Origin of the sequence: Streptomyces sp. NPDC012466 (genome assembly GCF_042955215.1) — a bacterium.
Classification (GTDB): Bacteria; Actinomycetota; Actinomycetes; order Streptomycetales; family Streptomycetaceae; genus Streptomyces.
In genome coordinates this window covers 1-11,898 of sequence record NZ_JBIBEQ010000006.1, presented here as the reverse complement: position 1 = coordinate 11,898, position 11,898 = coordinate 1, and the positions used below count along the sequence as shown (strand labels likewise).

Sequence of the window (11,898 nt, the reverse complement as noted above, 5' to 3'; positions counted from 1 at the left end):
CGCACCCATGGACGCCAGCTTGGCGCGGACATGGCCATTCCGTACGGGGTCGTGGGAAACCGCTTTCGCAGGGCGGAACCCGGGGAGCGCCCGTGTACGCCCAGGAACCGGAACCCGTCGCCGGCTCGCTCGGCCTGTCCGCCTGGTCCAGCTCGGCGGCGTCCGCACGAAGGCGCACCTGGCGGGCCTGACCGGCCTCCTCGCCACCGTCCTCGTCGCCCGGCTCGCCTAGGCATGCCACTCGGCCGGACTCTCTCCGGCGGCGCCCAGGGAGCCGTCTTCGGCCTCTTTCCCATCCTGTGGATCGTCGTCCACGCCCTGTGGGCGTACCGGATGACCGTCCGCACCCGGCACTTCGACACCTGCGCCGCTCCTTCGGCAGGCACTCCGACGACCCGCGCATCCAGGCACTCGTCATCGCCTTCTGCTTCGGGCACTGCTGGAGGCGCTCGCCGGCTTCGGGGCGCCCGTCGCGATCAGCGCGACCCGCTGGTCGCCCTCGGTCGCCCTCGGCTTCGAACCGGTGCGCGCCGTCGTCGTCGCCCTCGTCGCCAACACCGCGCCCGTGGCCTTCGCCGCGATGGGCACACCGGTCGTCACGCTCGCCCAAGTGCCCGGGCTGCCGCTCGGCTCCGTGGCGTCCGTGGTGGGCCGTCAGACCCCGCTGCCGGCCCTCGTGGTGCTCCTCGTGCTCGTCTGGCTCGTGGACGGCCGGCGCGGCCTGCGCGAGACCTGGGTGCCCGCCCTGGCGTGCGGAGTCGCCTTCGCCGTCGCCCAGTTCGCCGCCTCCACCTACGTCTCCGCCCAACTCGCCGACATCGGCGCCGTCCTCGCCGGCGCGGGTGCCCTGGTCGCCGTACCACGCGCGGGTGCCCGCCGCCGAGTCCGTGCGCTTCCGTGCTGACCGGCGCCCGCAGCGAGGAACTGGACGAGGAGGGCCCGACCCGGGAGGTCCTGCGCGCCTACGCCCCTACGCACTGATCGTCGTGATCTTCTCCGTCGCGCAGACCCCGGCCGTCAAGGACCGGCTCGCCGGAACCATCCGCACCACGACTGGCCCTTCCCGAACGTCGCCGGCCCCGACGGCGAACCGGTCGGCGGCAACGTCTTCAGTTGGCCGGTCGGTCGACCGGCGGCACCCTCTTTTGCCCGTCCTCGGCTGGTTCGACGTCGCCGTGACCGGCTCGGACACCTCGGCCAACGCCCTCTTCGGCGCCCTCCAGGTCACCGCGGCCCGCGCGTTTGGCCTGCCCCCCGACCTGCCGCCGCCGCCAACAGCTCCGGCGGTGTCCTCGGCAAGATGATCTCCCCGCAGAACCTCACCATCGCCTGCGCGACCGTCGGACCGGCGGGCCGCGAGGGCGACCTGCCGCGCGAGGTGCTGCCCTGGAGCCTGGGCCTGCCGCTGGTGATGTGCGTGATCGTGGTCGGCCAGAGCACCCCGGTCCTGGGCTGGAGTCTGCCCTGACCTGAGATGACGGCTGGGAGTCCTCTTGGCGTCCGCCCAGCGCGCTGTCGGCGGGCGAGGGTAGTTTGGGCGGACCGACAGTACTTTTTCAGGAAGGTTGGCCGTGGCTGCTGATCTGTCGCAGGTCGTTAAGGCGTACGACGTACGCGGGGTCGTTCCCGACCAGTGGGACGAGTCCCTCGCCGAGCTCTTCGGAGCGGCCTTCGTGCGGGTCACCGGCGCGAGCGCCATCGCGACCGGGCACGACATGCGGCCCTCCTCACCGGGCCTGTCGCGTGCCTTCGCGCGCGGGGCGGCCGCGCTGGGCGCGGACGTGACGGAGATCGGCCTGTGCTCGACGGACCAGCTGTACTACGCCTCGGGCGCGCTGAACCTGCCGGGCGCCATGTTCACCGCCTCCCACAACCCGGCGCAGTACAACGGCATCAAGATGTGCCGCTCGGGTGCCGCCCCGGTCGGCCAGGACACCGGCCTCGCGCAGATCCGCGAACTGGTGGAGGGATGGAGCGAATCGGGCGCCCCGGAGCCGGCCGCCGAGGCGGGCACCATCACCGGCCGCGACACGTTGCCCGACTACGCGGCACACCTGCGCTCCCTGGTCGACCTGACCTCCATCCGCCCCCTGAAGGTCGTCGTCGACGCGGGCAACGGCATGGGCGGGCACACGGTCCCCGAGGTCTTCGCGGGCCTGCCCCTGACGCTGGTCCCGATGTACTTCGAGCTCGACGGCACCTTCCCCAACCACGAGGCCAACCCCCTCGACCCCGCCAACCTCGTCGACCTGCAGAAGCGGGTCCGCGAGGAGGGCGCCGACCTGGGCCTCGCCTTCGACGGCGACGCCGACCGCTGCTTCGTCGTCGACGAGCGGGGCGAGCCGGTCTCCCCTTCGGCGATCACCGCCCTGGTCGCCACTCGCGAACTGGCCCGGCACGGCGGCAAGGGCACGGTCATCCACAACCTGATCACGTCCTGGTCCGTCCCCGAGGTCGTCCAGGAGAACGGCGGCAGCCCGGTCCGCACCCGCGTGGGCCACTCCTTCATCAAGGCCGAGATGGCCCGCACCGGCGCGATCTTCGGCGGCGAGCACTCCGCGCACTACTACTTCCGCGACTTCTGGAACGCCGACACGGGCATGCTGGCCGCCCTCCACGTCCTGGCGGCCCTCGGCGGCCAGGAGGGCCCCCTCTCCTCCCTCGTCGCCCAGTACGACCGCTACGCCGGCTCCGGGGAGATCAACTCCACGGTCGCCGACCAGCAGGCCAGCCTCGCCGCGATCCGCTCCGCGTACGGGGCCCGCGAGGGCATCACCCTCGACGAACTCGACGGCCTCACCGTCTCCGCCGCCGACTGGTGGTTCAACGTCCGCCCCTCCAACACGGAACCGCTGCTGCGCCTGAACGCGGAGGCGAAGGACGCCGAGACGATGGCCAGGGTGCGCGACGAGGTGCTGGGGATCATCAGGGGCTGAGGCCCCACCCCCACCGGCGGTAATCTGACCAGGCACGACCCCAAGCGCCCGCACCTCGGAGGAAACCCCTATGCCCCTCGAATCCGGCCTCCTCGAGATCCTCGCCTGCCCGGCCTGCCACGCCCCCCTCACGGAGCAGGACAGCGAACTGATCTGCACCGACACCGCCTGCGGCCTGGCCTACCCCGTCCGCGACGGCATCCCCGTCCTCCTGGTCGACGAGGCCCGCCGCCCCGCGTGACCGAGGGGCGCACGCAGCCGCGCGCGCCCGTACGCACCCGCGCGACACCCCGGTGCACATAGCTCCCGGCACAGCGGGCACGATCCAGGACACCTCATAACGGACCCCGGCGATGGGAAGCTGCCGCCCATGCTCGACGAATCGCTGCTCGACTCACCGGAGGGCCTCGCCGAGGCCGACCACCGCGGGCTGCTCCGCGGCGCCGCAGAAGCCGGTGCCCGCGTGCGCACAGCCGCCCGCCACGCCGCCGAGGCGGGCGTCAACGACCTCAAGCCGGACGGCCGGCCCCGTGCCGTCCTCATCGCCGGCCCGGGTGCCGCCGCCACCCACGCCGCCGACCTCATCGGCACCCTCGCCGGTGCCGGCAGTCCGGTCACCCGCCTCGCCCCCACCGGCGTCGCCCCCGCCGCGGGCGCTCTGCGCTGGGAACTGCCCGGCTGGGTCGGCTCCGTGGACCTCCTGCTGATCACCACCCCGGACGGCACCGAACCCGGCCTGTCCCTGCTCGCCGAGCAGGCCTACCGCCGGGGCTGCACCGTCGTCGCCGTCGCCCCCGCCCGCACCCCGCTCGCCGACGCCGTCGCCGGGGTGCACGGCCTGTTCGTCCCCATGGCGACCGCCCCGTACGACCTGGACGAGCCGCTCGCCGCGTCCGCCCCCGGCGTCCTGTGGGCCCTGCTCACTCCGCTGCTCGCGCTGCTGGACCGTGCGGGCGTGCTGGACGCCCCGCCGGACGTGCTCGGCAAGGTCGCCGACCGCCTCGACCGCGTCGCCGAGCGCTGCGGCCCCGCCATCGTCACGTACAGCAACGCCGCCAAGACCCTGGCCGCAGAGCTCGCCGACGCGCTCCCGGTCGTGTGGACCGAGGGCACCTCGGCCGGACCCGCGGGCCGCCGCTTCGCCGCCGCCCTCGCCGAACTGTCCGGCACCCCCGCGGTCGTGGCCGAACTGCCCGAGGCCCTCGCCGCCCACGGCGCCCTGCTCGCCGGCCCGCTGGCCGCCAGCGCCGACCCCGAGGACTTCTTCCGCGACCGCGTCGAAGAACCGCCCGCCCTGCACGCGCGCGTGGTGCTGCTGCGCGACCGCCCCATCGGCGGCCTCACCGCCGCCCCCGGCGCCCGCGACCTCGCGCTCAGCCACGACACACCGATCAGCGAGCTGGAACCGGAGGAGGGCGGCGAACTGGAGACCCTCGCGGAACTGATCGCCATCACGGATTTCGCCGCCGTTTACCTGGCGCTCGCTTCGAGGGCCTGATCTTGCCCGGGACACCCTGACGCGCCCGCGCCCCGCGCCCCGCACCACGCAGAGAGAACCCATGGACCGCCTCGACAACACCATCCGCCCCTACGCCTGGGGTTCCCCGACCGCCATCCCGCAGCTGCTCGGCGTGGAACCGACCGGCGAGCCGCAGGCGGAGATGTGGATGGGCGCCCACCCGGGCGCACCCTCGCGCACCGGCCGGGGCACGCTCGTCGAGGTCGTCGACGCCGACCCCGAGAAGGAACTCGGACCCGCCGCCGTCGCCAAGTTCGGCCCCCGGCTGCCCTTCCTCCTCAAGATCCTCGCCGCGGGCGCCCCGCTCTCCCTCCAGGTCCACCCCGACCTCACGCAGGCACGAGAGGGCTACGCGGACGAGGAGCGGCGCGGCATCCCCGTGGACGCCCCGCACCGCAACTACAAGGACGCCAACCACAAGCCAGAACTGATCTGCGCCCTCACCGAGTTCGACGGCCTGTGCGGCTTCCGCGACCCGCTGGAGGCCGCGGCCCTGCTCGACGACCTCGGCGTCGACTCCCTCAAGCCCTACGTCGACCTGCTGCACGCCCACCCCGAGGACGCCGCCCTGCGCGAGGTCCTCACGGCGATCCTCACCGCCGACCCCGACGAGATGTCCCGCACGGTCGCGGACGCGGCCACCGCCTGCACCCGCCTCGGCGGCGCCTACGCCCCCTACGCCGACATCGCCCACCACTACCCGGGCGACCCCGGCGTCATCGCCGCGATGCTGCTGAACCACGTCCGGCTCCAGCCCGGCGAGGCCCTCTACCTCGGCGCCGGCGTCCCGCACGCCTACCTCGACGGCCTCGGCGTGGAGATCATGGCCAACTCCGACAACGTCCTGCGCTGCGGCCTGACCCCCAAGCACGTCGACGTCCCCGAACTCCTGCGCATCGTCCGCTTCCGCCCCAGCGACCCCGGAGTCCTGCGCCCGGAGGCCTCCCCGGACGGCGAGGAGGTCTACGAGACCCCCATCGACGAGTTCCGCCTCTCCCGCTACGTCCTCCCCGAGGCGGGCACCGCCCACGACCTCACCCGTCCGACCCCGCAGATCCTGCTCTGCACGGCCGGCACCGTCCGGGCCGGCGAGCACGACCTGACGCCGGGTGAGTCCGTCTTCGTCCCGGCCGGAGAAAGGGCCGAAGTGTCCGGAACGGGAACACTTTTCCGGGCCACGGTCGTCGCCTGACCGTTTCGACGGCCCCGTGCTGGTGACCTGACTCACCGCTGTCGCGGCGGGCTGCAACAATGGCCCACCGTCAAGCACGGGCAAAGCCACGGGCGCGCACCAAGGCGGCGTCCGGGCCCTGGAACGGCGTACGAAGGGACAACGCGGAGATATGAGCGCGTCAGGCGGTACCAAGGCGATCGTGGCGGCACTGGCCGCCAACCTCGCCATCGCGGTAGCGAAGTTCGTGGCGTTCCTCTTCAGCAACTCGTCGTCAATGCTCGCCGAGTCCGTCCACTCGCTCGCGGACTCCGGCAACCAGGCCCTGCTTCTGGTGGGCGGCAAGAAGGCGAAGCGCGAGGCCACCCCGGAACACCCCTTCGGCTACGGCCGCGAGCGCTACATCTACGCCTTCCTCGTCTCCATCGTGCTCTTCTCGGTCGGCGGCATGTTCGCCCTCTACGAGGGCTACGAGAAGATCAAGCACCCCCACGAGCTGACGCACTGGTACTGGCCCGTCGGCGTCCTGGTCTTCGCGATCATCGCCGAGAGCTTCTCCTTCCGGACGGCCATCAAGGAGTCCAACCCCCTGCGCGGCAGCCGCTCCTGGAAGGACTTCGTCCGCCACGCCAAGGCCCCCGAGCTCCCGGTCGTCCTCCTGGAGGACCTGGGCGCCCTCGTCGGCCTCATCCTCGCGCTCGGCGGCGTAGGCCTCGCCCTGCTCACCGGCGACAGCGTCTGGGACGGCATCGGCACCCTCTGCATCGGCATCCTGCTCATCCTGATCGCCCTGGTCCTCGCCGCCGAGACCAAGTCGCTGCTGCTCGGCGAGTCCGCCGGCATCGAGGAGACCCGGAAGATCGAGGCCGCCGTCGTCGACGGCGACACCGTCACCCGCATCATCCACATGCGCACGCTCCACCTCGGCCCGGAGGAACTCCTCGTCGCCGCCAAGATCGCCGTCCAGCACGACGACACGGCCACCGAGATCGCCGCCGCCATCGACGCCGCCGAGGCCCGCATCCGCGACGCCGTCCCGATCGCCCGCGTGATCTACCTCGAGCCGGACATCTACAGCGAGCGGGAGGCCGCCAAGGGCCCCGACCGCGAGGCCTCCCCGGGCGGCCCGGCCCCCCACCCCACCGAGCACTGACCCCTTTCCTTCCCGGCCCACGGGGCCCGCCGAACCACTCGGCGGGCCCCGTCCGGCTTCCCGGCCCCCACCACCGCCCCGCCCGGCCGCCGGTCCCGTCCCCCGATCCGTCACATGATCGGCTCGATGTGTTTCCCGGCGGACTGGGGATCGCACCCGCCCCCGGTGTAGCTTGGGACGGAGCCAGACGTCGCTGCTGATGGCGGTCGGGCGGTCCCACCGCGGACCGGCCGAGGGAGAGAGGGCCTCCGACGGACTGCGCTGCGCGCACGCGGGCATGCCTGTGTCCTCTTTCGGGCACCCCTGTGTCCGCCGCCGCGCAGACCAGCCGTACCCACCTCGACCCAACCCCCCGAGGAGCAGCTCGCAATGACGACTGTCGAGAACCGACAGGACTTCAAGGTCGCCGACCTCTCCCTGGCCGAGTTCGGCCGCAAGGAGATCACCCTCGCCGAGCACGAGATGCCGGGCCTGATGGCGATCCGCAAGGAGTACGCCGAGGCGCAGCCGCTCGCCGGCGCCCGTGTCACCGGCTCCCTGCACATGACCGTGCAGACCGCCGTGCTCATCGAGACCCTGGTCGCCCTCGGCGCTGAGGTCCGCTGGGCGTCCTGCAACATCTTCTCCACCCAGGACCACGCGGCAGCCGCCATCGCCGTCGGCCCGAACGGCACCGTGGACAACCCCCAGGGCGTCCCGGTCTTCGCCTGGAAGGGCGAGACCCTGGAGGAGTACTGGTGGTGCACCGAGCAGGCGCTCACCTGGCCGGACAGCCCCACCGGCGGCCCGAACATGATTCTGGACGACGGCGGCGACGCCACCCTCCTCGTCCACAAGGGCGTCGAGTACGAGAAGGACGGCAAGGTCCCCTCGCCCGACACCGCCGAGTCCGACGAGCACCGCGTCATCCTCGAACTGCTGAACCGCACCATCACGGACGGCTCGCAGAAGTGGACCCAGCTGGCCTCGGAGATCCGCGGTGTGACCGAGGAGACCACGACCGGCGTCCACCGCCTGTACGAGATGCAGCGCGACGGCGTCCTGCTGTTCCCGGCGATCAACGTCAACGACGCCGTCACCAAGTCGAAGTTCGACAACAAGTACGGCTGCCGCCACTCGCTCATCGACGGCATCAACCGCGCCACCGACGTCCTCATCGGCGGCAAGACCGCGGTCGTCTGCGGCTACGGCGACGTGGGCAAGGGCTGCGCGGAGTCCCTGCGCGGCCAGGGCGCCCGCGTGATCGTCACCGAGATCGACCCGATCTGCGCGCTCCAGGCCGCGATGGACGGCTACCAGGTCACGACCCTCGACGAGGTCGTCGACCAGGCCGACATCTTCATCACCACGACCGGCAACAAGGACATCATCATGGCCTCGGACATGGCCAAGATGAAGCACCAGGCCATCGTCGGCAACATCGGCCACTTCGACAACGAGATCGACATGGCCGGCCTCGCCAGGATCCCGGGCATCGTCAAGGACGAGGTCAAGCCGCAGGTCCACACCTGGACCTTCCCCGACGGCAAGGTGATCATCGTCCTGTCCGAGGGGCGCCTGCTGAACCTGGGCAATGCCACCGGCCACCCGTCGTTCGTGATGTCCAACTCCTTCGCGGACCAGACCCTGGCCCAGATCGAGCTGTTCACCAAGCCCGACGAGTACCCGACCGGTGTCTACGTGCTGCCCAAGCACCTCGACGAGAAGGTCGCCCGCCTCCACCTCGACGCGCTCGGCGTGAAGCTGACGACGCTGCGCCCGGAGCAGGCCGAGTACATCGGCGTCCAGGTCGAGGGCCCCTTCAAGCCTGACCACTACCGCTACTGAGCCGAGCGGCACCACCGCCGGTCAGTCACCCACTGGTCGGATCTCCGAGGCAGGCCCCCGCACCCCCGTGCCGGGGGCCTGCCCCGTTCGACCGGCCGGCGACCGGCCCCGCCCGTCAAGACCCAGGACCCCCATGCCCCGCGGCCGCTATTCGCTCCACGATCCGCACGATCACACCCCCCTCGCGGAAGAGCACTTCCAGTGCGCCCCCGGCCCCTCCGGCTGGCGCTACGTCTCCCAGCTGACCACCCCCTCGGGCGATCACCACGGCTCCGTCGACCTCACCCTCGACGAGCTCGGCCGCCCTCTCCGCCTCGAACTCCACGCCGCCGCCTGGCAGGTGCGCGGCGCCGCCCTCGACGGCGTCACCTGGGTCCGCTCCGACCCCACCGGAACCGAGGCCACCGAAGGCAATGTGCGCGCCCACGCCTTCACCGGCACATCCCCGGCGTTCCTCGTGGCCACCGCCCGTCTCCTGCGTCTCACCCCCTCCGCGACCACCCGCGTACGCCTCGTCGCCTTCACGGACCCGGTCCTCGCCCCCCGCACCGTGGACCAGTCCTGGACCTTGCTGAAAAGCGAAGCACACGCCACTGACAACGGCCCTCTGACCGTGGACGAATACCAGGTCACAGCCCTGGACACGGGCGAGCAGCACACCGTGCACCTCGCCGGAGACGTGGTGCTCGCGGCACCCGGCATCGAGCTCGAGGACCTGGAGTCACCACCGTCGGTGTTCACCTGAGCAGGCAGCCGCCCCGGAGCGGCCGGTCCCGCCCCCCCACTAGGCCGGCGGCACGAACCCGGTGCGGGGCCGCTCGCTCGCGGGAACCTCGGCTGACTCCCCGGACCGGCCCCCGCCGGACGGTTCGGACACCACCTCACGCGCTCCGGCCGTCGGTCCGGCCGATCCATGAGAAGCCGGAGGAGCGCCCGCAGCCTGAAGCCCACCCGCTGCCCGAGCCACGGTCGGGGCCGTCGTTCCGTTCGTGACCGGAGGGGCGGTGGCGGACGTCGCCGACCGGGCCGCATCGCTCCCGAAAGCCCTCCGCGCCTCCCGCGCCTGCCGTTCCTGCACGACTGCCGCCAGATACGCCGCCGCCGGCACACCCTGCGGCACCGGAGCCCCCGTACGCTGCGCCAGATCCGACGCCAGCCGCTCCGCCATCGACCAGCCCACCTGCGGATCCAGCTGTTGCATGCGCGTCAGGTACTGCCGGACGGCGAGCCACAGCCCGTCGGGCACCGCGGACAGATCGAGCCCCGAGAACCGCCCCGACAGCCAAGGAGGCGGAGGCGGCACGAAACCGGTCCGCGTGACCGGGATCCTCTCCCGTACGACGAGCGTCCCCGCGAACACATCACCCAGTCGCCGCCCACGCGCCGACACGAACGAGGCGATGCAGGCGACGATCCCGAACGTCATCAGGATCTCGATCACCCCGATCAAGCCCCTCACCAGCGCATGCCGGAACCGGATCGGGCCCCCGTCGTCCCGCACCACACGCAGCCCGCACGCCATCTTCCCGAGCGACCGCCCGTGACTGAGCGTCTCCACCGCGATAGGCCCGCCCACCAGCACCAGAACGAACGTCACGAGCGACAGTGCCGTCTGCGCCGCCTCGTCGAGGGAGGCCGTGGAAACGACCACCGCGATGGTCACCGCGACGTAGACCGCCAGCGCCGCCACCAGATCGAGCAGCACGGCCAGCGCCCTGCTGGGCAGCCTCGCGGGGCGCAGCTCCAACGCCACAGCCTCGCCCGTCACCAGCTCACTCACGCCCGCCGCCCTTCCCCTGCCCTGCCTCCGACAGGGCCAGTCTGCCAAGCTGAGGGCGCATCGCACCGTAGTACGACAAGCTGATCCACGACGAGCTGCCGACGACCAGCCGAGGAGCAGGCACACCGATGGACCTCGACGTCTTCGTCTCCGCCCACCGAGCGGAATGGGATCGCCTCGAAGCCCTGCTCCGCCGCCGGCGCCGCCTCAACGGCGCAGAAGCCGACGAACTCGTCACCCTTTACCAGCGCACCGCGACGCATCTCTCCCTGATCCGGTCCAGCGCCCCCGACCCGCAACTGACCGGCCGGCTCAGCCAACTCGTGGCACGCGCGCGGCATGCCGTGACAGGCACCCGACGCGCCTCCTGGCGTGACGCCACCCGCTTCCTGGCCCACGGCTTCCCCGCCGCCGTCTACACGGCACGGCACTGGTGGGTGCCCACGGCACTCCTGTCCACGGCCGTCGGGGCTCTGCTGGGCTGGTGGATCGGGACTCACCCCGATGTTCAGGCCTCGATCGCGGCTCCCGGCGAGCTACGCGAGCTCACCCGCCCCGGCGGCCAGTACGAGACGTACTACTCCAGCCACCCGGCCGCCAGCTTCGCCGCCCAGGTCTGGACGAACAACGCCTGGGCTGCAGCCCTGTGCCTCATCCTGGGGGTCTTCCTGGGCCTCCCGGTCATCTGGATCCTCTTCCAGAACATGCTCAACCTCGGCGTCGGTGTCGGCCTGATGTCCTCGGCAGGCCGCCTCGACACGTTCCTCGGCCTGATCCTCCCGCACGGCCTCCTCGAACTGACCGCCGTCTTCGTCGCAGCCGGCACCGGCCTGCGTCTGGGCTGGACCCTCATCGACCCCGGCCCCCGCACACGGCGCACGGCTCTCGCGGAAGAAGGCCGAGCCGCCATAGGCATGGCCATAGGCCTCGCCCTCGTCCTCTTCGTCTCCGGCGCGATCGAAGGGTTCGTCACTCCGTCCGGCCTCCCCACGTGGGCCCGCATCAGCATCGGGGTCGTCGCCGAAGTGGCGTTCCTGGCGTACGTCTACGTCCTGGGCGGTCGCGCCGCCCGCGCGGGGGAAAGCGGTGACGTCGAGGCCGCGGAGCGGAGCGCGACCGTCCCCACAGCCGCCTGATCGCCCCCACGACCGCCGGATGTGCGACGACCTCCGTTCAGCTGCTAGTCTCCTCTTCGCCCCGCAGGAGCCGTTGACACGGCAAGTGTGGGGAGGTAGATTTGAACAGTTGCCTGGAGATGGGCTCAAGGCCCAGACCAGCACGGTGAACATCTATCCGCTTCATGAAACGCTGATTTCATTGAAGCCTCTCCCGATGAATCGGAAATGAAACGGCCGGTCAATCCGGCCCGGAACTTCTGATAAAGTCGGAACCGCCGGAAAGGGAAACGCGAAAGCGAAAACCTGGAAAGCACCGAGGAAATCGGGTCGAGAAAAGATCTGATAGAGTCGGAAACGCAAGACCGAAGGGAAGCCCGGAGGAAAGCCCGAGAGG

10 protein-coding genes and 1 pseudogene are annotated in these 11,898 nt (G+C 71.6%); 9 read left to right on the top strand and 2 right to left on the bottom strand.

The window, feature by feature from the left end:
* The first annotated feature begins 92 nt into the window (after positions 1-92).
* The 8 genes and pseudogenes from ACFY9E_RS22125 (at position 93) to ACFY9E_RS22090 (ending at position 9,351) form a co-directional block, all read left to right on the top strand.
* A pseudogene (locus ACFY9E_RS22125) lies at positions 93-1,468 on the top strand (L-lactate permease).
* Positions 1,469-1,571: 103 nt separating this feature from the next.
* Complete coding sequence (locus ACFY9E_RS22120) at positions 1,572-2,936, top strand: phosphomannomutase/phosphoglucomutase (protein WP_390986691.1); 1,365 nt, start codon at positions 1,572-1,574, stop codon at positions 2,934-2,936.
* 70 nt (positions 2,937-3,006) lie between these two features.
* Entirely contained in the window at positions 3,007-3,177 is a 171-nt protein-coding gene (locus tag ACFY9E_RS22115) for a Trm112 family protein (protein ID WP_390986689.1), read from the top strand.
* 129 nt (positions 3,178-3,306) lie between these two features.
* On the top strand, positions 3,307-4,434 hold the full coding sequence (locus ACFY9E_RS22110; protein ID WP_390986686.1) for an SIS domain-containing protein: 1,128 nt from the start codon (positions 3,307-3,309) through the stop codon (positions 4,432-4,434).
* Positions 4,435-4,495: 61 nt separating this feature from the next.
* Positions 4,496-5,647 carry a mannose-6-phosphate isomerase, class I gene (manA, locus tag ACFY9E_RS22105; protein WP_390986685.1) on the top strand — a complete coding sequence of 384 codons (1,152 nt, stop codon included), beginning with the start codon at positions 4,496-4,498 and terminating at the stop codon, positions 5,645-5,647.
* 151 nt (positions 5,648-5,798) lie between these two features.
* Positions 5,799-6,779 (top strand): cation diffusion facilitator family transporter, encoded by a 981-nt coding sequence (locus ACFY9E_RS22100; RefSeq protein WP_390986682.1) that lies wholly within the window; start codon positions 5,799-5,801, stop codon positions 6,777-6,779.
* Positions 6,780-7,148: 369 nt separating this feature from the next.
* Positions 7,149-8,606 carry an adenosylhomocysteinase gene (gene ahcY, locus ACFY9E_RS22095; protein WP_390986679.1) on the top strand — a complete coding sequence of 486 codons (1,458 nt, stop codon included), beginning with the start codon at positions 7,149-7,151 and terminating at the stop codon, positions 8,604-8,606.
* Positions 8,607-8,739: 133 nt separating this feature from the next.
* Positions 8,740-9,351: a hypothetical protein gene (locus tag ACFY9E_RS22090; RefSeq protein ID WP_390986676.1), complete on the top strand. Its 612-nt coding sequence runs from the start codon at positions 8,740-8,742 to the stop codon at positions 9,349-9,351.
* Positions 9,352-9,390: 39 nt separating this feature from the next.
* On the opposite strand, the gene ACFY9E_RS22085 is transcribed toward ACFY9E_RS22090, so the two are convergent.
* The gene (locus ACFY9E_RS22085) at positions 9,391-10,386 is read right to left on the bottom strand and encodes an RDD family protein (RefSeq protein WP_390986673.1); all 996 of its coding nucleotides are present in this window, start codon (positions 10,384-10,386) and stop codon (positions 9,391-9,393) included.
* A 128-nt stretch (positions 10,387-10,514) separates the two neighbouring features.
* Here ACFY9E_RS22085 and ACFY9E_RS22080 point away from each other — a divergent pair, with 128 nt between their 5' ends.
* Positions 10,515-11,522 (top strand): stage II sporulation protein M, encoded by a 1,008-nt coding sequence (locus ACFY9E_RS22080; RefSeq protein ID WP_390986670.1) that lies wholly within the window; start codon positions 10,515-10,517, stop codon positions 11,520-11,522.
* A gap of 162 nt (positions 11,523-11,684) precedes the next feature.
* Here the strand turns inward: ACFY9E_RS22080 and ACFY9E_RS22075 are convergent.
* The coding region (locus tag ACFY9E_RS22075; RefSeq protein ID WP_390986667.1) for a hypothetical protein at positions 11,685-11,898 on the bottom strand (214 nt) is incomplete at its 5' end.

What these genes read in the sequence shown, in the direction of transcription:
- ACFY9E_RS22115 (WP_390986689.1), top strand. Translation starts at nt 3,007, where the DNA reads ATGCCCCTCGAATCCGGCCTCCTCGAGATCCTCGCCTGCCCGGCCTGC.
- ACFY9E_RS22110 (WP_390986686.1), top strand. Translation starts at nt 3,307, where the DNA reads ATGCTCGACGAATCGCTGCTCGACTCACCGGAGGGCCTCGCCGAGGCC.
- manA (WP_390986685.1), top strand. Translation starts at nt 4,496, where the DNA reads ATGGACCGCCTCGACAACACCATCCGCCCCTACGCCTGGGGTTCCCCG.
- ACFY9E_RS22100 (WP_390986682.1), top strand. Translation starts at nt 5,799, where the DNA reads ATGAGCGCGTCAGGCGGTACCAAGGCGATCGTGGCGGCACTGGCCGCC.
- ahcY (WP_390986679.1), top strand. Translation starts at nt 7,149, where the DNA reads ATGACGACTGTCGAGAACCGACAGGACTTCAAGGTCGCCGACCTCTCC.
- ACFY9E_RS22090 (WP_390986676.1), top strand. Translation starts at nt 8,740, where the DNA reads ATGCCCCGCGGCCGCTATTCGCTCCACGATCCGCACGATCACACCCCC.
- ACFY9E_RS22080 (WP_390986670.1), top strand. Translation starts at nt 10,515, where the DNA reads ATGGACCTCGACGTCTTCGTCTCCGCCCACCGAGCGGAATGGGATCGC.